Consider the following 18,151-nt stretch of genomic DNA (forward strand, 5'->3'; position numbering starts at 1 on the left):
TGTGCAATTTTACAAGGCCCACGAATCCCTACTCCGCAGCCAGGATCATAGCCAGATAGAGTTCAGTGATGCCCTTGGGGGACGCGAGGTCGAAACCGGTGATATCGGCGATTCTCTCCAGTCTGTAACGAAGGCTGTTCCGATGGATATTCAGTGCCTCTGCACAGGCTTGGCCATCACTTCCGTGCTCCACCCAGCACTTCAATGTCTTACGTAGCTGGCCATTACCATCCTCTTGCTGCAGGGCGAGGTAAGGCTCAGCCAGTTGCTGAAATCCATTCTCGGAACGATACCGCCACACTGCGACCGGAATTCTGTGAGCGGCCAGATCAAGCCACTGGTTATCTGGGATCTTAGCTTGGGCGTAGGCCATCAAGTCAGATAGCTGCTCAACCTCAGAGCGCAGAGATCCGGTTTCGATGTTTGGGGTGCCGATCGCCACTCTGCTGAATGAAATGCCGGCGCGAGTTACCCGCTCACGAAAATCCGGTAGAACGGTGCGAGGTGGGCACCAGACCAGGCCTGATGCATGCAACGGAACGCACCAGGCGTCGGCTACCTGGTGCTGAATCCATCTGGTGACCTGCTCAATGTCGGATGGGTTGGCCAGCTCGAGGAGGATTGCCGTCCGACGAAGATCAGGTTTCAGACCCAATCGCTGGGCCTCAACGATGGCTCGGTGAGCAGACTGGCCGGAAAGGAGGATGGCAGACAGTACATCTTCAGTCCGCTTCTGGAGCCAAATCTGGTGCTGCTGGTCGTTCCGCTGGGCCACCAACATTTCAGCGGTCATTCGTACCATCTCAGCGAACGTGCGGACCTCCTCGGGATCGCCAGATACGCCGATGACGCCGATCAGCTGGCCATCCAGGCACAGTGGAAGGTTCACCCCTTCCTGAACGCCTCTGAGAGCGCCAGCAGCAGCGCTGTCGATTTCCACAGCCCTATTATTGGCGAGGACCAGTTGAGCCCCTTCGTGGCGGGTATAGAGGCGCTCAGCCTCCCCTGTCCCAATGATCAAGCCCTGGCTGTCCATCACATTCACGTTGCGCGGAAGGATGGCCATCGCTCGGTCGGCGATTTCCTGGGCGAGGGAGTGGTCAAGATCGAACATTGCCGGAGGCCTGTGTTTTATTTCAGGCCAGTGTACCGAGGCCGGCGGTTGCCACCAGCTTTTCGGAAAATCATTGCTCGGGGCCCAGAAACCCTGAGGAAGTCGCAATAGTTCCACCGCGGCTGATGGGAGCGCACATGAAATTCCGGTCCACTCTCTTGAACCGTCTGCCCCCTCGGCCGCTCCTCTGCCCTGTTTCCCAGGATGCTTAATAAAACCGCGTCGGCCGGAGATCACCAACAGTCATCCAATGCGTTGGGGCGTAGCCTTGGGATATCGCCATTTGCCGGGCCTCGCGCGGGGTCACAGCGTTATCGAGGTCGACATGCTCGATCCCTGCTTCCACCTTGATCCTGAGGTAGAAGGCTTTACCGGGATGCCTTTTCGCTAAGTCCTTGTCCATCATGATGACCTGTTCCGGGAAGTCATCCGGAGGTGTAGCGTCTATTGCGTGCATACGGTGGCCTGATTAGAGGTGGTTGGTCAGCGCGCCAGCACCCAATGCAAACGCGGAAAGCGCTAAAGCTGCCCAGAGGAGCTTCATGAGGGCCGGGGCCAAGCTGATTGTCAGAGTTCTTTGCATCTGGGTGGCAGATTCGGCCCGGGCCTCCAACGTATCCCCGGCGGAGGGCTGGGCAGGGTTCAGGGCTGTAACCCGATCTTCGATCTGGCCATGCATACTCTGGATATCTTCAATCTGCCTACGCAAGCCTTGAGTTTCTTCTGCCTGCTTCTCCAGTAACTCGCGAATTAACGCTGCGTGTTGTTCTTCCTGCGAACTCACCGTTCCTTCCAGTTGCTCAATCTTGGATTCGAGAGATGCGACCTCTTCAGCATGCGCGGTTTGAAGTTGGGAGGCATGCAGGTGGGCGCCTTCAACAATGCGCTGTGCGGCCTCGACGGCTTTTTCCGACTGGTTTTTCTCTCGTTGCCACCTCGCCGCCAACTCCACGAAACTGGGGAAGGAGAGGAAACTGACTTTCTGTTGGTTCCACCAAGGGCGGAGGTCTTGGGCACGCCGCACCCCAATCACCTTCTGTCCAGCAGCTGGTGAGACGTAGAACCCAACCCGAGTCAGGAATGTCTCGATCCGCGCGTCGTTAGCCCGGGCATCCTCTGGCTTGACCTTGGTCTGAGCCGCGATAGGAAGATGTACCGCCTGGACCTGGTAGTTGCCACGCATCTCCGACTGCTGGATTAGTCGGATGAGTTGCGCCATGAGGTACGAGCCAATGCCGAGCCCCGGCTGTCTGATCTCAATGCCATCGGTGGGGCCAAATACGATCTGGCAGTCTTTGTGGTCGATGACACACCACACGGTGTTCTGATCGAGGTGGTACTGGCAGTCCGGATCTGAATCATCCCCTACGAATCGAAACGAAACGCGGAAGAACTCTGCCCCTCTGTGCAATGATCCTTGCTGCTTGGAGGTTACAAGCTGGATCAATGCTAAGCGCTCTGTCCCATCGCTCAGGCGAACAAGACAGGCGCGGTCCTGTCCGGTTTGAGGGGAGGCATGAAGCTGCTTGCCTACCGAGATTAGAGTGGTCCTGCTCCGAGTTTCCGTCGTCATGGCATCGATCATTTGATGAATAACAGGGACACAGCATAACAGCACCTTGACATATCCCCGCTTCAGGCAAGCTGCAGGGAATGACAGGGCTGTGCTTTGCCAGTGGCAGTTCGGTGATGATGCCGGCGGGGCGATTGTGCCGTAAGCACGTCGAGAGAAGAGAGCGCAGCCCGGTACCCCGGGCTGCTTGCAGGAGGATCAGTTGGCTTCGAATTCGTAGGACCGGCCCACGAAAAGAGAGGCGTAGAGGGGCTTTCCTTCGCTGAACTTGTAGTGCTCTTCGAACTTACCTTCTTCGACTAGCTTGCGTGCGATCGCGCATTCGCTGTCGCTGTGTTCTCTCGCCTTGGCCCCGAAGTCACTTTGCCAAGTCGATAGGCCAGCTGCTTGGCAGAACGCATCGAACTGCGATTTGCCGGCGTTTGCCTGGTAGGAATCAAAGGCGTCCTTGATCGAAGAGAAGCCCCTAAAGGTCACCGAGTAGTCTTCGACCTTGGTTTGGAGCGCAAACTTGCTGACTGCGTCCAACAGGACGGACTGACCGGTGAAAGAGCTGTAGGCCCCAATGATGAAGCTGCTCAGGGTATTCCTGAGCAAAGTCTGCACCTCATCGAGCTCAGGAAGGGAAGCAAACTCCGCCTCGCGAACGATCTGCCCTACCTCGCTGCCGTCATTGCGGTGGGTCACCACGAACCTCATGGAGCCCGCCCCATCGTCGCTACGCTGGATGTAGAAGTCGAGGTCGACCTTGGTGCCAAAGTCTCCGGTTGCACCAACGATGAAGGCACCTGTGACCGGGCTACGCACTGCCATGTTGGTGCCCCAGGAATAAGGCAACTTGACTTCGCTGCTGGCAGTCTCTGCAGGTGCCCATTCGTTGTCGGCAGCCAGGTCGCTCACCAGAACGACTTCGGCCCCTCTGCGGGAGATGAAGGGGTTTGCCATTTCCATTCCCAGCAATTGGACGTGAATCTCACCGTCCTTGCTGTCGCCGGAGTGGTTGATCTTCAGCGCATCCGCCTTTAAGTAGACGCCCGCGGCGTTGCGGCCGGTAGTGGACAGCATCTGGTACTTGGTCCACCCCATCAGGCCTTCTTCGCTCGACCTGCCAATCGCCGTTTCAAAAAGGCCGCGCAAGCCCTGAAGGAACTGCTCAGCACCGTTGGTTTGAACCGCTGCGAGGCGGATTTCTGGATTTTTAACGGTCAAGTCGCCGGAGAAGACGGAGTATGAAATCTCGCCTTCGGAAAGGACGTCCTGCAGGTAGAAGCGCTCTTTGAAGCTGTCGTAGTAGCTAAGTGCCGACTTTTTCCCTGAACTGGAGAGCATGGCAGTAACACCACCGATAGCCACCACTGCAGCTGCGATGGAAGCCATGAGAAGGTGCTTCTTCTTGATCGATTTCGTCATGGTGATCCCTTATTGGAGCTGGGCAGAAGCGTTTTTCCAGGTGTTTACGTACTGCTGTGACACGTCTGGAGTCCAGTTGAAGTCGATCCCTGAGTCAGGACCAAATTCACGTGCCAGGACTGCGCCGAACGAGACCTTGTCGGCGCAATGGTCCTGCTTACAGGCTTCAGGTGCGGCTGGCAGGTTGCCACGGAACGTGGGAAGAGCCCGTCCGTCAACCAGCGGCATGAAAGGAGTGAGGTTTGCCACTGGCACCACATACCACTCCTTCTCGAAGGTCTGGTTCGATAGCAGCCGCCCTTTGGCTGGGAAGTCGATGTCATAGCTGCCGTCTGTCTTTCCAGCGATGTGGATCATCATCAAGCCCACATTCTTGGAGGAATTCGGGTCCTGCAGCGCCAGCGGTGATCCGAAGCGGACCTGGATGCCTGCCATTTGAGCAAGCGCCTCGACCTCTCTGCCTTCGTAGTCCTTCATGCCCGCCTTCAGCTGCTCATAGCGCTCAAGCACCCGAGAGTGGAGTTCTGCCATCTGCTGCTGCACTCGCCGCTCTTCGCGCAAGCGTTGCTGTTCGCGCTGAAGGGCCCAGTTGGAGCCTTCCTGTACGTCAAAGTAGAACTGGCCGCGGCTCTCCCCGATGCGGTTGCGTATGATTTTCTGCGTGTCATCTCCCCAACCTGTTTCCGGGTAAAGAGCGGCGAGACTTTTCGCCACATAGAAGTTCTGTACAGAGACGGTTGAAGAGGAGGTGGTCCTGATCAGCTTAAATACCTCTTCGCCCGCCCTCTTGTAGTCGACCGGGTCAAGCGCGAACGACTCATCGGGTGTGATCGCAACGTAATAGGGATCGCTATTGAACGGTCCCAGTACCCGGTAGTTGCCTCGCTGGAAGGCCAGATAGACCTTCATTTGCCGGCTAGGAATCTCGCCCAGGATGAATAGCGCTTGATCGGCATCCGGGCTCAGATAGGAGAGCTCTTTGCCCTTAACGACACTCTCCAGGTCCTTGTTGAACATCAAACCGCTGGCGTGGACAAACACTCGGTTCCAGTTGTCTCCACGATAGGTGTTCGGAACCTTCCATGACAGCTTCTCGAATGAGCCCTCAGCAAATCCTGTGGAGGGACATGGCATCGCAGGCGTCGAACCGAAAGCAAGACTGCCATCGCCATCGTTGAGGACAGATTTGCTCATCACCCAATTACAACCCCCTGCGTCGGTGATTTGGGTGAGTTTGCTATGTTCAAGCACCCGTGCCCTGCCAAAGTCAGACGCCGGCGTGACTGTAATAGCCTCAGGTGCGGAGGAGCCTTGAGGGTCGGAATGAATCTGCTCGATTTGGGCTGAGGGGGCCGCGGCGATAGTGGTTTGGGGAGGCAGCTGCTGGACGGTTTGATCCTGCTGCGCAGGCGGCTGATCATGCGTCTGCTCTGTGATTGTCACGGGAGCCACAACGTTTGTTGGTGAAGCCGTCTGGTCGACCAATGCAGATGCTTCGACAGACGAGGTGCTGGGGAGAACCGCTGGCGAAGATATCTGCTTGGCGGAAGCCAGCGTGACAATGCCTAAATTGGCCGCTGTACCAGATCCGCTGGCGTATAGGTTGCCGCTTGCATCGACAGCCCTCCAGGTCACCCTCGCGGCCGGGCAATCATTGGCGAGTACAATTGGTAGTTTGCCGACCAGGCCGGTCAGAAGGGCTTGGTTATCCCAAACTGGCCGTCGAATGGTCAGCTCAATTTCGGGTTTGCACCAGTTTGAGGCTTCGCCTGGGACATCTACCTTGATGTGATCTTTTTTCGAGACGGCCAGCTCGTGAGCGAATGCTTGCGGCACTAGGCCGCAAGCTCCAACCACTGCCAGCGCGAGCGCGCGCTTCTTCATGGTCATCCTCAGATCAGTTCCCAGGTACCGTTGGCCTGTTTGCAGAAGGTGTTTTGCTGCTGCTCCGCCTGCCCACTGGCCGATTTGAGACTCACAGTCACCGGCCGGCAGGCAGTTTCGGCCACGACTTGCTCGGTGGGGAGGGACGGGATGGAATCGAGGTCGAACGCCTGGGTTTCTTTGCTGGCAGAGACATTCATTTCATCGAGGTTCACGGCAGGTGCAGCAGTCTTGGCAACGGCCTGTGCCTTCGGCTCGACGTAGTCCTTGTGAACATAGCCAACCGTAACACCCTTGCGGCCCACCAAGATCCAGTCACCGGTGGAGCCTACGGCGGTAAATTCAGTGTTGGTTGGCAGTCCACCGACTTTGTCTGCCTTCAGGTTCGGAGCTGCTCGGACATTCAGGCTGGACTTGGTCACATACGCTTCGTTGATCAGCTTCATCGAAGGGACTGCCTGGATCTTCGGCGCGCGCTTGACCTCAACTGTCTTGGTCTTGCTGTACTCCTGCCCCTGGGTGATTTGGGCAGTTGCACCGGAGTGATCTGAGGTCCAGGTGACCGGCTGGGTAGCAACGGTAGGCTGACTCAGGACCTCTTGGGTTCGCAGGGCCAGCGCCTGTTGGTCTTTCTCGTCGAGCATGTGTCCGATTCGGTTGCCGAGGTACCCGCCAATGCCTGCCGCGATGATCGTTGCGGCAATTTTGCCGTTCCCTTTGCCCATGGTCGCCCCGATTGCTGCGCCAGCGAGGCCGCCGAGGACGGTACCGGCCTGTTCTTTACTGATGCCCATTTCTGCACAACCGGAGGTTGCTGCAATCGCTACTGCCAGGATCGACGCGACGAACTTCTTACGCACAGTGTTTCTCTCCCTTTCGTTGATACTCACTCTGCTTTCAGCAGAGGTTTGGTGAGGTCGTAGAGCATCGCTTCTGCCGACATTGCCCAGTGGAAAATGCCGGCCATGATGGTTGGCCCCTTCTCGATGCTCCGAAATGCGGTTCGGTACCCAGCTGACTGGATGATGGAGTTCCCATAGATCAGCGGGACGATGATGATCACGACGACTGCCCCAAGCCGAACCAAACGTCTCCGGCCCTGAATAAGGCCGAGCTGTTCCACGGCCGAGAGCACCAGTCCGACGAGATTGAGGGCGCCCATGAAGAGGCCGCTGATCAATGTCCAAGGGACGAACCACATATTCTTCAGGACGTTCAGGCCCTGCTCACCGTGGATGTCGGTGTGAGCCACATCGAACGCCATATTCTTGGCTATCCCTGGCAGGTACTTGTCGAACTGCTGTCGGCTGGCCAGAACATCCATGCCATTGACGTAGAGCGGGCCCATTGCCTCCCTGGCGAAATAATGGACCTCGGCACTGTTCAAGACGGACTGGCGAGATCGCAGGCCAGGGGGGATGGACCGGGCAAAGTCATCGAGGGTCGGCTCGTAACCGAGCTCTTCCTCTGCCTTTGGCCAGGCAATGGGTTTCCACTCGTTGCCTGGAAGCCCGGCCGCGCGGAATGCCTCGAGCTTGGCGTATGTCCTGGCGATATCCTCTATCTGAGGAACGACCTCATCTTGGATGCGCCCATATATCCAATCGCCGTTTCGCCTTGTGTAGCCGGTGAAAACTGCTGCTGCGAACCCGAAGAAGTTTTGGTCGATCTTTTCTACGTATGAGCCCTGTACGCTCATCAACACCCCAAGATTCGCAATGAATGCCTTGCCATCGCCTGTATCGCGATGCTCTTGGTACGGGACGCCAGGGATTTGGAGTGATTCGTAGAGAAGCCCTTTCTTTGTCACGTATGCATAGAGACTGTAAACGCGCAGGCTGGCCGGGAACTTCTCGGCGATCAGGTCGGGGGCTTCACCCTGAATCCACCAGGTTGTTGGAGCCGCGACTATGGTACTGAGCGCAATGCTGAGACCGATGTAACGAGCTCCTCCCCATCGGCGGTGAGCCCAAATGCACATCCGCCAGGCGAACAGGCACACGCTGGCCGATGCCAAAATTTGACTGTAGATCTCGAGGGTTTGGAGCTGCTTGAGGGGTATGTCTGCCCCAGCCATGTTCAGCAACTCAGCGTTGAACAACAGACCACTGATCAAGCAGATGGCATTCAGCACAATGAGGGCGATGAGAAGCATCCAACGGGTCCTTGTCAGAGAACGGAATATGAGGTCACTAAGCCTGCTATCTGAAAGGCAGCAAGGGTGCTCGATGGCATTCTGCCAGTCGGGTCTTGCGCAGGCTATCTATATGACGCCAGAAAAGCATCTCTCAACGCGCGAGCCCGACCTGAATCTAACGGTGGAGCAGTTCAATTCAAGGCGGTGTGCAGGTTGGAATTGCTAAAGTGCCAAAGTCACTAGCGGTAAGAGGTTTCCGATGCTGAAGCACTTGATGATGGCGAATGCGCCAAACTTGAAATCCCTGCTGATTCAGGAGCTCCAAACGGTGCCTGGAGAGAGCGTTCATCTTTCCGAGGTCCGTAAATTCGTCTCTTGTCCTAAGCTTGCGGACTTTTACGTCCGGGGAAACCATGGGCATGGTCTAGTAGCAGTAGGAGACACATTTCTGGAGTCTCGAACGATGCTAGCGGACCGTGCTCACCCCTCATTTGCATTGCCTTTGCAGTGTTATGAGGAGTTTCTGATTGGTAAGGAAGTTGTCCGAGAGGTTGGACGTAAAGATGGTCCACTCACCAGAATCGAGCTTTGGCCCTTTAACCCCGGAGACCTTTCTCCCGATCAGTTCGTTCTGGCCATTGCTTTGAGCTATCTACCGCACGAGTATCGAATGGATGAACGGTTGGCAATCGCTGTAGAGAGTCTTCTGTGCCCTCTGGGCTTCACTCTTGGTGAAGAGCCATGACCATGTCGGCCTTGGCTGTTTGGTTTCGTCCGTTATGGTACCGGGAGTACAGTCAATCGAGGCTGCGCATTCGACCAACTGCCGCTCCCTGGGCGCGTTACCATCCCGTCAGCACCCGGCGCATGTAAGAACTCAAAAGGAAGCACTAAATGCAGATCAGCCAAGGGCAACGTATCCCCTTATCGAACCTCATTCAGGGCCAGTCTCTGTCCCTCGCGATCCAGATCAACTCCCCCCATACAGTCGACCTCGCCTGTTTCGGCCTGGATGCTGCTGGGAAGCTTTCGGACGATCGCTACATGATCTTCTTCAACCAGCCGATCTCCCCTTGCGGCAGCTTGAAGCAAGCTGGAGCAGAGTTCAGTCTGAGCCTGGCTGGACTTCCCTCCTCCATCGATCGCTTGGTGTTTACCGCGGCAATCGACGGGGCCGGAGCTATGCGCGATATCCAGTCCTCATCCTTTTTGGTCAAAGACCCAACTGGTCAAATCGTCGCCACCTGCCCCTTCGCTGGCAACACCTTCGCCGGGGAAAAGGCCATCATGGTGGCGGACGTCTACCGCAAGGATGGCCAATGGCGTTTGGCGTCGAATCTCCAAGGCTTCAACGAAGGGCTCAGCGCCCTGGTGAAGCATTTCGGGGGCGAGGTTGCAGATGATGCAGCTCCCGCAAGTTCCCCAGCGCCAGCCCCCGCTCAAGCCACCATCTCGCTGGAAAAGAAGGTTGCGGCCGCGGCTCCGCAACTGATCAGCTTGGCCAAAAAGGCCCAGGTTAGCCTCGAGAAAGCGAAACTGACCCATGTGAAGGCGCGTGTCGCGCTGGTTCTCGATGCGTCGGGCTCCATGAACTCCCAGTATTCCAAGGGGCGTGTCCAAGAGGTGGTCAACAGGCTGCTGCCCCTGGCCGTCCACTTCGATGATGATGGCTCTATTGACTGCTGGGCCTTCGCAGCAAAGCCGCAAAAGCTCTCCGAAATCACCCTGAGCAACTACCAAGACTTCATCAACACCGACAATTACGGTTGGCGTGACTGGAACGTAGGCAGCCGGATCAACGACGAGCCCAGGGTGATGGAGCAAGTGATCAACTATTACCTCAACGACGGTGACCGGTCGCCCGTTTATGTTCTCTTCATCAGCGACGGTGGGGTACACGAGAACAGGAAGATCACCAAGCTCATGACCGAGGCTGCGAAGCTGCCCCTCTACTGGCAGTTCGTTGGCCTTGGGGGGCACGGCTATGGCATCCTGGAAAAGCTCGATGACATGAAAGGCCGAGTGGTCGACAACTGCGGATTCTTCGCCCTGGATGACCTGCACCAGGTAAGCGAGGAGCATCTCTACGACCAGCTCATGGAGGAATTCCCGAGCTGGATCAAGGAAGCTTCTGCGAAGGGGATCATCGCCTAGCGCGCATCCAGAACCCACAGGTGTCTTTACTGGGACGCCCCTTCAAAACAGAAAACCCGCCTAGATGGCGGGTTTTCTGTTTTAGGAGCGTTCACCTCGGAAACATAGTTCAGCCAAGGATGGCTAAATCCATTGGGGTGATTTCACGGAACCGAGATGCTCTGTCGAGGCTCACCACTGCCCCGAATGCCGTCAATGTCGCACCTGGATCGATCGCTTCCAGCCGGTTGAAGTCCAAGGTTTCCCATTGATCACGTGAGATCAGCGCCGAGATTACGTACTGATCCTCGATGCGTCCCGTTGCAGGATTTGTGCGCTGAATGTACCCGGAAGCAAGGCACTGTTGGATGCCTGGGAGCAAGGCAAATACCTCCCCAACCACACGAAAAACGGTGCCGTAACAGAGGGAGACGAAGTCCTTTCGAGTCTGGGCTTCGGACCTGGTCTTGAAGCTGAGCTTGCCATTGCCTTTGGCTTCAGCGGTTCTGTTCGGCACATCACCTTCTTCGGGCAGGTCGATGTCCAGGGCTATTCCAGTAACGTCGTGGGAGAACTCGTACTCGAGGAGTGTTTCTTTCGGCCAGGCGATGCCGGAAAGCACATAGTCCAGCGCGCGCTCCATTTGAGCGCTATATCCCTTTGCAGCCAGCCGGATGGCCTTCTCGATTTCGGCACGTGCCTTCTCGTGGGCGTCGCGGGTGGAGTTCCACTCAGCCAGATCCTGTTGGTACTGGGCCTCCAGTGCCTGAGTCTCCCTTTCCATCCTGGCACTTCGCAAGAGCATCTTGTCGAGTAGCCCGGGCGCGTCAATGGATGGTCGGCGCGGTTCTTCAAGGTTGAACGCAGGAGGAAGCGCCGGCAGAGAACCTGGCCTGGGAGTCATCATGTGCACCGAAAGGCACTCTTCGAGCCCTTCGTTGATTTTTGCTGCAGCTTTTTCGAGAAGCGCCTGGATCTCCTCACACTTCTCCACCTTCACGCGCTTAACGATCTCGGGCGGAAGCAGGTTGTCTTCCAGATCTGTGATGATCAACGAGCCATCATCGTCGACTTTGACCTTGATGGGCCCGGAATAGGCCGCTTTCTCTCCGGATGGACCAGGTGCGCGCCTCTGGCCAGATCGATCCAGCCGTTCACGATAGGAAAGGCCGGTCCCTGGCAGGCCCGCGTTAATGTAAGTGCCACGTTTGCCCATGGTTAGGCTCAATCCGCGTGGCCCAACAGAGGTACTGATTCCCGAACCACTGATGTTGAGCCGAACACCGGGAACGATCGTTATTCGTTTGCTGAAGCGGAACCCCATATCTTCCTCCGAGATTCACTGGGGACGTCGGCCTGCGTATTTGCTGGCCGATGTCGATAGCCAAGCTATGAGCTTCCGGCGAGATAGTTATCAATGTGTAACTACAGCCGATTCAGGCACAGCCAGCCTCAAGAAGTCGGCGGTGATGTCTTGAGTGTCGATGGCACTCGCCAGCGTCGTATGGTCGTTGACGGCCATGTTCCAGATCATTCCGGCGCCCTTGCTAGCGGTTGCACCGCTTGCAGCAGCGCGGTTTGCCAGCGTCCCATTAGTCGGTGACAAGTCGGGGCATCCAGGGTGCCTCTGGCCAGCTGCTCTACGGCTTCGCTCAGCGCCTGGCGGTACACCTGGACGGCGGCCTCCAAGCTCCCTGCCTCCATCAGTTGGCGGCGTTCATTCCGCGGGTCCTGGCTCTGCTCCTGCAGACTCGGAGAATTGGGCCGGGGCATCCAATGGGTGATAGTCTTGGGAGGCATGCAGTTTGAATCACCTCCGTCCAATTCCCAGGTGCCGCCATCGCGCATGTGGCCCAGGTAGAGGCTGGACAGGTCGTTCTCGTCGCAGACCAGCACCGACTGCGACAGCAAGCCGACGTCGTCTTCCTGCGTGCAATCTGGCAGGTAGTCGCTGCAGGCGATCCAGCGTGCGCCGGTGATCTGCGAATGCAACATGGCTGCGCTCAGACGGTCGCGCTCGGCGGTCAGCCGGGCGACAGTTTCAGTCAGGGCGGCGATCTGCTCGGGGTAGCTGGGGTTCGGTGGGGTCACGAGTGAAGCTCCATTTCGGGGCAAAGGGAAGCCAAGATGGATATCCGGCATGTGTCCAGAGTAACGATGAACAGCGAATGCATTAGTCGATGCCCCATTAAGGTTCAGCTAGCGCTCTGGCTAGCTGCGGTCAATTCAGCGAAGTCTGTACCTGTCCATTTGTACTTAACGACGCTTTCGAGGCTCGGGCAGCACATTGGATCGTCATCGCCGTGGGTCAGGACCTTCAAGCCGAAAATGTTCTGGCCCAAGACCTGGATGTCTGTTGCGCCACCTACGATAAGCTTCTGCTTGAGAGCCCAGCCGTCCGGCTCCTTGTACAGGGCAGCCAGGGTCTGGTACGAGCCGTTTCCACCGCCCTGCCCTTCGATGGTGAACAGGACAATCGCATCCTCTGCGCCGTCGCCATTGAGATCCACTTGAACAACCTTGCGACCTTCTTGGTACTCGCTTCCGCCGTCTTCGGAAACTTCGGCAGCGACAAGACTGTCAATGGCTGCGGACAAGGTCAGTGCATGTCCGCCGGCGGGAAGGCGTTGCGATTGAAGCTGGGATTGCGGTGACACTTCACTTATCGGTCGATCGGAGTGCTGGGCGGAGCCAAGGGTAGCTGGTGCCTCTTGCTGTTGAGGGAGCTGTTTCTCATCGCTGTATTTCGCAGCTGCTTCAGCATTAGGTTTGAGCCCCGCTGCCTTCAGCTTGCTGACAAACACTGCCTTGGCACGATCCTGGAACGGCTTCAGGTCACTCGGCGAAAGCTCCATGACCCCTTTCTCATCGAAAGGCTGGGCGTCACCCAGGAACCATCGGGAGAAGAATCCAGGGCGTCTTGATTCGAGGATCTCGATAACCTGGTCCTTCACTTCTTCCTCGGACTCCTCCCAGAGATCCCACCCTTCGTCTCCGAACATCGCAATGATGCCCTTCTTGTCTTCCGGCCCAGAAAGGGGTACTGACTCAAGCACCTTGATATTGAAGTCGATGGTCTTGCTCACGCAGGTATTCGTGAAGCTACCGAAGCATTCCTCGCGCAATTCCCGCTGCGCCATACCCAGCTTGAAATCAGTGACAGCATCACAGCCCACCAACCCCAGCACGCCTCCTACAGCTAAAACCAACCTGAGTTTCATCTCGCGATTTTCCTTGTCCAGACACACAGCTTGTACGGCGCAGCAACTGGAGAGTTGCTGGTCGTGACATTCGTTCCCTTCCTACAGATGTGAAAAAGCCCCGGCCATGCCGGGGCTTTTTCCAGCCTTTCTGCTTAGCCGATACTCACGCCGTGAGCTTCAGCCAGAGGCTTCAGGCCGCCGGCGAAACCTTGGCCGATCGCCTTGAACTTGAACTCGTCGTTGTGACGGTACAGCTCGCCGAAGATCATGGCGGTCTCGGTGGAGGCGTCTTCGGACAGGTCGTAGCGAGCGATTTCCTTGCCGTCGGCCTTGTTCAGGACGCGGATGTAGGCGTTGCCCACCTGACCGAAGGACTGCTTACGAGCTTCGGCGTCATGGATGGTGACGGCGAAGACCAGCTTCTTCACGTCGGCGCCCAGGCCGGTCAGCTTGACGTTCACTTGCTCGTCGTCGCCATCGCCCTGGCCGGAACGGTTGTCGCCCAGGTGCTCGACGGAGCCATCGGTGGACTTCTTGTTGTTGTAGAAGATGAAGCTGGAGTCGTTCAGGACTTTGCCGTTTTCACCGGTGATGAAGATCGAGGCGTCCAGGTCGAACTCGGTGCCATCGGTAACGCGCGGGTCCCAGCCCAGGCCTACTACGACTTCGCTCAGGCCAGGTGCTTCTTTAGACAGGCTGACGTTGCCGCCCTTCGAGAGAGATACTGCCATGGTGTGATTCCTTGATTCAGTTGGGGTGAGGGATCAGTTGACGGTCAGACCGTAACCATTGGCCAGGGCCTTCAGGCCACCAGCGTAGCCTTGGCCGACGGCGCGGAACTTCCATTCGCTGTTGTGACGGTACAGCTCGGCGAAGATCATCGCGGTTTCGGTCGAAGCGTCTTCGGCCAGATCGTAGCGAACGATCTCGGAGCCGTTGGCCTCGTTGACGATGCGGATGAAGGAGTTGCTGACCTGGCCGAAGTTCTGGCGACGGTTTTCAGCGTCGTGGATGGTCACGGTGAAGGCGATCTTGTCGACGTCGGCCGGAACACGGCTCAGGTCGACCTTGATCGCTTCGTCGTCACCGTCGCCGGCGCCGTCGCGGTTGTCACCGGTGTGCTCAACGGAACCGTCCGGGCTCTTCAGCTGGTTGTAGAAGATGAAGTCGGCATCGCCGCGGACTTTGCCGGTGGCGTTCAGCAGGAAAGCGCTGGCGTCGAGGTCGAACTGGGTGCCATCGGTGGAGCGCGGGTCCCAACCCAGACCGACCAGGATCTTGGTCAGGCCAGGTGCTTCTTTGGACAGGGAGAGGTTGCCACCTTTTTGAAGAGACAGTGCCATGTATACAGCTCCTTGTGGTTGCTACTGATTACTGGTTTTCGGCTTGCGCTTCTTCCTTTTCGGGGAAGATCACGCTTGCCAGGATGCCGACTGCCAGAACTGCTAGGACGATAAGCAGGCTGGTGTTCGGATCGATGCTGATGCCGTGGTGGAACAGGTGGTCGGTGGCGTTCAGGCCGAGCTTGGCGGCGATGAAGAACAGCAGCACGACGACCGCTTTCTCGAGGTGCACCAGGTAACGCTTCAGTGCTTCGAGGACGAAGTAGAGGGTACGCAGGCCCAGGATTGCGAACAACATTGCCGAGTAGACGATCAGGGGCTCACGGCTCACCGCGATTACCGCCGGTACCGAGTCGAAGGCGAACAGTACGTCAGACACCTCGACTACGACCAGGCAGAGGAACAGCGGGGTGGCGAACAGACCGCCCTTCGCCGCCAGGCTCATGCCTTTGTTCTCGGTCTTCTGGACTTCGACTTCGAGCTTTTTACGGCTCACGAAGAAGTTGTGGCCGTACAGCTTCGGCCATACAGGGAAGAGCTTTTTGGCGAATCGGTAGGCGAGATGTTGGGAGTAATCCTCCTCAGCATCATCGTCGTCACCACCTTTGAGCATCATCACCGCCGTCCAAGCCACGATCAGCGCGAAGACGATCTCAACCCAGGGACCAAAGGCCAGCAGGCCGGTACCGATCGCTACGAACACGCCACGGAAAACGATTGCACCGATGATACCCCAGTACAAAACGCGGTGGCGCAGACCATCCGGCACCTTGAACCAGGCGAAGATGGCCATGAAAACGAACAGGTTGTCGACCGACAGCACTTTCTCCAGGGCGTAACCGGTAACGAACAGGCTGGCGACTTCAGCGCCGTGTTGCACGTAGAGGAAACCTGCGAACGCCAGGGAAATCGCCACCCAGAACACGGACCAAATAGAGGCGCGCGCCAGAGTGATCGGCTTGTCATCGCGGTGGGTGACCATGTCCAGCAGCAGGGCGGCAAGCGCCAGGCCGACAAATACCGCCATGGTCAGCGGTGGGAAGCCAATGTGAGTCGTTTCCACGTTTCAGTTCCTTACAGTTCGAAGTCTGCCGGGTTCAGGCCCAGCTCCAGGCAGATCAGGCGGCAGGCCGCTTTCTCTTTGTCGTCGAAGTCACCGTCGGAAGCGCCGATGGCGCAGGCCACACGCACCAGCAGGCGAGCTTCGCCGTCCTTGCCTTTGACCTTGCTGATCGCCTTCAGGGCTTCGGCTTGGCCAATCTGGAAGTCGAACTCGAACTTGCCGCAGGCATCACTGAAGACCTTGATCACGTCGTTCAGGTTGAAGACCTTCAGTTCCGGGGAGTTGTTGATGAAGCCGGTCATCTTCATCTTCTCTTCGGATTTGATCTCACCATCCGCCGCGGAGATCAGCGCGCACGCATTGGCTACTGCCTCCATGAAGGTCCGGTTTTTGAACTTGGCGACTTCGGTCGTCAGTGTTTCGCGAGCTTTCGTCGCGTTGGTTTTCAGCCATTCGAGCATGTGTTCCCCCTGAATGAGCGGGGCCCTGGGGCCCCGCCGGATAAGTTTTACTTGGAGCCCGCTTTCCAGCGCATCCCCCAGCCGTAGGCTCGATCCATCTCTTCGTGCCCGGGATGGAAGTCGACTCGGCGAGAGACCTTAACGGCCCCATTCACGTTTTCAAGAAGAGCAATCGCACACATGCCGTGGCGACCGCCCTCCTCGTTCATGCGTACTTCGATCTCCGGTTGCCCGGGAACGAAGATGGTCACCACCCCGTCGGTTGCTTTCCAATTGGGAGCGCCGTCGTAGATGAAGGCGAACACCAGTATCCGTTTAACCTCGCTCCAGTGTTGCCCGTTGATGTGAAGCCATTCACCACCAGCGACAGAGCCAGTACGGTCATCCCCCATCAGTTGGATGTACGGCTCTTCGCGCAGATCACCGAACCGCTTACCGAGCGCCTGTACAGCACCTTTGTAGCCGTCCTGCATTTCGAACAGGCAACCCAGGTCCAGGTCGATGGCGTTGCGTTTTCCCAGAAGGCCGCCAAGCAGGCCAGTGCCGCCCTGGTTCCAGTTCAGGTTGACCTTTATCTCACCGAAGCCAGCAGACGTTTTTTCCAGGCTGATGCTCGAGCGAGACTTGTCGAGGGTCACCTTGCTGAGGCTGATCGTCGATTTCGGCGCGGCCGGCGGTACCGGCGCAGGAGCGGGTGCCGGCTGCGCCGTGTTCTGGGCCGGATTCCCCGATGGCGCTGCAATATCGACACCGAAATGCTTAGCCAGCGGCTCCAGGCCACCCGCGAAGCCCTGTGCGACACAGCGGAACTTCCACGCTCCCTGGCGCAGGTAGAACTCGCCAAGAATGAGCGCCGTTTCGTTCATCCCGCGTGTTGGGATCTGAGCTTCAATCCCTCCAGTAAGGGCCAGCGCCAGCGTCGAAACGCGATCGAAGGTTGCCTTGTTCTCGTAAATGGTCGCGGTGAGCGCAACTTTCTCCACGGCAGGATCAACACGACTGAGATCGACTGTGAATTCAGCACGACCGGTCGAGCTGGCCGTCAGCTGGACTGCCCCGCTCAGAATGCTGGTTTGTCCGTAGAAGCACATGTCACCATCGCCGCGGACTTTCCCCGTGTTGGTCAGGGCGAACGCAGAGATATCAAGGTCTGCGCCTGGGATCGGCGTATAGCTGATGTCCACGCGCAGTTGGCCGGTGGCAACCGGCGCATTACCGCCAGGTACCAGTGTTGTCATGCGCGTACCGCCTGAATGGCCAGGTTGACAAGGTCGTCCGCAGTGCGGCCGTTGGTGGATTGGCCGATCGCCTTGAAGTCCCAGTCGTTACCCTTGCGGCTGAGGCTGGCCATCACCACACCGGTGTGCTGGCCTTTCTCCGCGAGATTGAAGCGCGCCAGCTCCTGGTTCTTGGAGTTGTTCACGATGCGGCAGTAGGCATTTTCTACTTGGTCGAATTTTTGCCCGCGGAAACTGTTGACTGTGAATACCAGGTGCTGGACGGAGGCCGGCAGGCGCTGCAGATCGACGTTGATGGTTTCATCGTCGCCATCACCTTCACCGGTGAGGTTATCGCCGGAGTGCTTGATGGAGCCGTCTTTCGAGCTGAGCTGACGGAACCAAACCAGGTCCACCGGCTTCATGTTCCCGTCCAGCAGAATGCAGGAGGCGTCGAGGTCGATCGAGTCGTTGCCGCCCCCGATGAGTTTGGAGAGGAATCCACCGGACTTCACCGGGTCCCAACCCAGTCCCAGGCTGACCGAGGTCAGACCGCTGCCGGCAGTTTTCTCCAGCGAGATGCTCTGATTTTTGCTCAGGGTGAGTGCCATGT

The 18,151-nt window shown here is 57.6% G+C and carries 18 protein-coding genes; 2 read left to right on the forward strand and 16 right to left on the reverse strand.

The features are described from left to right. Window positions 1–28: 28 nt before the first annotated feature. The 7 genes from VQ067_RS30620 to VQ067_RS30650 all read right to left on the reverse strand — a co-directional run bounded on the left by VQ067_RS30620 (window position 29) and on the right by VQ067_RS30650 (window position 8,136). Window positions 29–1,114 carry a sugar diacid recognition domain-containing protein gene (locus tag VQ067_RS30620; protein WP_010792489.1) on the reverse strand — a complete coding sequence of 362 codons (1,086 nt, stop codon included), beginning with the start codon at window positions 1,112–1,114 and terminating at the stop codon, window positions 29–31. A 208-nt stretch (window positions 1,115–1,322) separates the two neighbouring features. Then, complete coding sequence (locus VQ067_RS30625) at window positions 1,323–1,520, reverse strand: hypothetical protein (protein WP_010792490.1); 198 nt, start codon at window positions 1,518–1,520, stop codon at window positions 1,323–1,325. A gap of 63 nt (window positions 1,521–1,583) precedes the next feature. Then, the gene (locus VQ067_RS30630) at window positions 1,584–2,561 is read right to left on the reverse strand and encodes a hypothetical protein (protein WP_172405643.1); all 978 of its coding nucleotides are present in this window, start codon (window positions 2,559–2,561) and stop codon (window positions 1,584–1,586) included. A 324-nt stretch (window positions 2,562–2,885) separates the two neighbouring features. After that, window positions 2,886–4,097: a hypothetical protein gene (locus VQ067_RS30635; protein WP_010792492.1), complete on the reverse strand. Its 1,212-nt coding sequence runs from the start codon at window positions 4,095–4,097 to the stop codon at window positions 2,886–2,888. A 9-nt stretch (window positions 4,098–4,106) separates the two neighbouring features. Then, the gene (locus VQ067_RS30640) at window positions 4,107–5,981 is read right to left on the reverse strand and encodes a hypothetical protein (protein ID WP_340080963.1); all 1,875 of its coding nucleotides are present in this window, start codon (window positions 5,979–5,981) and stop codon (window positions 4,107–4,109) included. 8 nt (window positions 5,982–5,989) lie between these two features. Continuing rightward, window positions 5,990–6,841 carry an SH3 domain-containing protein gene (locus VQ067_RS30645; protein ID WP_019437793.1) on the reverse strand — a complete coding sequence of 284 codons (852 nt, stop codon included), beginning with the start codon at window positions 6,839–6,841 and terminating at the stop codon, window positions 5,990–5,992. 26 nt (window positions 6,842–6,867) lie between these two features. Then, the gene (locus VQ067_RS30650; RefSeq protein ID WP_042852679.1) at window positions 6,868–8,136 is read right to left on the reverse strand and encodes a hypothetical protein; all 1,269 of its coding nucleotides are present in this window, start codon (window positions 8,134–8,136) and stop codon (window positions 6,868–6,870) included. 241 nt (window positions 8,137–8,377) lie between these two features. Here VQ067_RS30650 and VQ067_RS30655 point away from each other — a divergent pair, with 241 nt between their 5' ends. Both VQ067_RS30655 and VQ067_RS30660 read left to right on the forward strand, forming a co-directional pair. After that, entirely contained in the window at window positions 8,378–8,863 is a 486-nt protein-coding gene (locus VQ067_RS30655; protein WP_019437795.1) for a hypothetical protein, read from the forward strand. Between the two features lie 149 nt (window positions 8,864–9,012). Continuing rightward, window positions 9,013–10,272, forward strand: coding sequence for a VWA domain-containing protein (locus VQ067_RS30660; protein WP_020191936.1), 1,260 nt, complete (start codon window positions 9,013–9,015; stop codon window positions 10,270–10,272). A gap of 109 nt (window positions 10,273–10,381) precedes the next feature. Here VQ067_RS30660 and VQ067_RS30665 read toward each other — a convergent pair whose 3' ends face one another. The 9 genes from VQ067_RS30665 to VQ067_RS30705 all read right to left on the reverse strand — a co-directional run bounded on the left by VQ067_RS30665 (window position 10,382) and on the right by VQ067_RS30705 (window position 18,149). Further along, entirely contained in the window at window positions 10,382–11,575 is a 1,194-nt protein-coding gene (locus VQ067_RS30665; protein ID WP_071540756.1) for a DUF4236 domain-containing protein, read from the reverse strand. Window positions 11,576–11,781: 206 nt separating this feature from the next. Further along, window positions 11,782–12,342, reverse strand: coding sequence for a DUF551 domain-containing protein (locus tag VQ067_RS30670; protein WP_019486691.1), 561 nt, complete (start codon window positions 12,340–12,342; stop codon window positions 11,782–11,784). 104 nt (window positions 12,343–12,446) lie between these two features. Next, window positions 12,447–13,472, reverse strand: a complete 1,026-nt coding sequence (locus tag VQ067_RS30675; protein ID WP_019486690.1) for a hypothetical protein — start codon at window positions 13,470–13,472, stop codon at window positions 12,447–12,449. A gap of 134 nt (window positions 13,473–13,606) precedes the next feature. Beyond that, window positions 13,607–14,185, reverse strand: a complete 579-nt coding sequence (locus VQ067_RS30680) for a TerD family protein (RefSeq protein WP_010792501.1) — start codon at window positions 14,183–14,185, stop codon at window positions 13,607–13,609. A gap of 33 nt (window positions 14,186–14,218) precedes the next feature. Next, window positions 14,219–14,797, reverse strand: coding sequence for a TerD family protein (locus VQ067_RS30685; protein WP_010792502.1), 579 nt, complete (start codon window positions 14,795–14,797; stop codon window positions 14,219–14,221). A 28-nt stretch (window positions 14,798–14,825) separates the two neighbouring features. Beyond that, the gene (locus VQ067_RS30690; RefSeq protein ID WP_010792503.1) at window positions 14,826–15,860 is read right to left on the reverse strand and encodes a TerC/Alx family metal homeostasis membrane protein; all 1,035 of its coding nucleotides are present in this window, start codon (window positions 15,858–15,860) and stop codon (window positions 14,826–14,828) included. Window positions 15,861–15,871: 11 nt separating this feature from the next. Then, window positions 15,872–16,321 carry a tellurite resistance TerB family protein gene (locus VQ067_RS30695; RefSeq protein WP_010792504.1) on the reverse strand — a complete coding sequence of 150 codons (450 nt, stop codon included), beginning with the start codon at window positions 16,319–16,321 and terminating at the stop codon, window positions 15,872–15,874. Between the two features lie 47 nt (window positions 16,322–16,368). Then, window positions 16,369–17,559 (reverse strand): TerD family protein, encoded by a 1,191-nt coding sequence (locus VQ067_RS30700; RefSeq protein ID WP_019486688.1) that lies wholly within the window; start codon window positions 17,557–17,559, stop codon window positions 16,369–16,371. Next, window positions 17,556–18,149, reverse strand: a complete 594-nt coding sequence (locus VQ067_RS30705) for a TerD family protein (protein WP_019437802.1) — start codon at window positions 18,147–18,149, stop codon at window positions 17,556–17,558. Before VQ067_RS30705 ends, VQ067_RS30700 begins: the two co-directional genes overlap by 4 nt. Window positions 18,150–18,151 lie beyond the last annotated feature (2 nt).

It is taken from the genome of Pseudomonas sp. KBN12P06040 (assembly GCF_037574965.1).
Lineage (GTDB): Bacteria > Pseudomonadota > Gammaproteobacteria > Pseudomonadales > Pseudomonadaceae > Pseudomonas > Pseudomonas aeruginosa.

Excerpts from the sequence above, each read along its gene's own strand:
- VQ067_RS30620 (WP_010792489.1), bottom strand. The coding sequence starts at position 1,114 with ATGTTCGATCTTGACCACTCCCTCGCCCAGGAAATCGCCGACCGAGCG.
- VQ067_RS30625 (WP_010792490.1), bottom strand. The coding sequence starts at position 1,520 with ATGATGGACAAGGACTTAGCGAAAAGGCATCCCGGTAAAGCCTTCTAC.
- VQ067_RS30635 (WP_010792492.1), bottom strand. The coding sequence starts at position 4,097 with ATGACGAAATCGATCAAGAAGAAGCACCTTCTCATGGCTTCCATCGCA.
- VQ067_RS30640 (WP_340080963.1), bottom strand. The coding sequence starts at position 5,981 with ATGAAGAAGCGCGCGCTCGCGCTGGCAGTGGTTGGAGCTTGCGGCCTA.
- VQ067_RS30650 (WP_042852679.1), bottom strand. The coding sequence starts at position 8,136 with ATGCTTCTCATCGCCCTCATTGTGCTGAATGCCATCTGCTTGATCAGT.
- VQ067_RS30655 (WP_019437795.1), top strand. The coding sequence starts at position 8,378 with ATGCTGAAGCACTTGATGATGGCGAATGCGCCAAACTTGAAATCCCTG.
- VQ067_RS30660 (WP_020191936.1), top strand. The coding sequence starts at position 9,013 with ATGCAGATCAGCCAAGGGCAACGTATCCCCTTATCGAACCTCATTCAG.
- VQ067_RS30665 (WP_071540756.1), bottom strand. The coding sequence starts at position 11,575 with ATGGGGTTCCGCTTCAGCAAACGAATAACGATCGTTCCCGGTGTTCGG.
- VQ067_RS30675 (WP_019486690.1), bottom strand. The coding sequence starts at position 13,472 with ATGAAACTCAGGTTGGTTTTAGCTGTAGGAGGCGTGCTGGGGTTGGTG.
- VQ067_RS30680 (WP_010792501.1), bottom strand. The coding sequence starts at position 14,185 with ATGGCAGTATCTCTCTCGAAGGGCGGCAACGTCAGCCTGTCTAAAGAA.
- VQ067_RS30685 (WP_010792502.1), bottom strand. The coding sequence starts at position 14,797 with ATGGCACTGTCTCTTCAAAAAGGTGGCAACCTCTCCCTGTCCAAAGAA.
- VQ067_RS30695 (WP_010792504.1), bottom strand. The coding sequence starts at position 16,321 with ATGCTCGAATGGCTGAAAACCAACGCGACGAAAGCTCGCGAAACACTG.
- VQ067_RS30700 (WP_019486688.1), bottom strand. The coding sequence starts at position 17,559 with ATGACAACACTGGTACCTGGCGGTAATGCGCCGGTTGCCACCGGCCAA.
- VQ067_RS30705 (WP_019437802.1), bottom strand. The coding sequence starts at position 18,149 with ATGGCACTCACCCTGAGCAAAAATCAGAGCATCTCGCTGGAGAAAACT.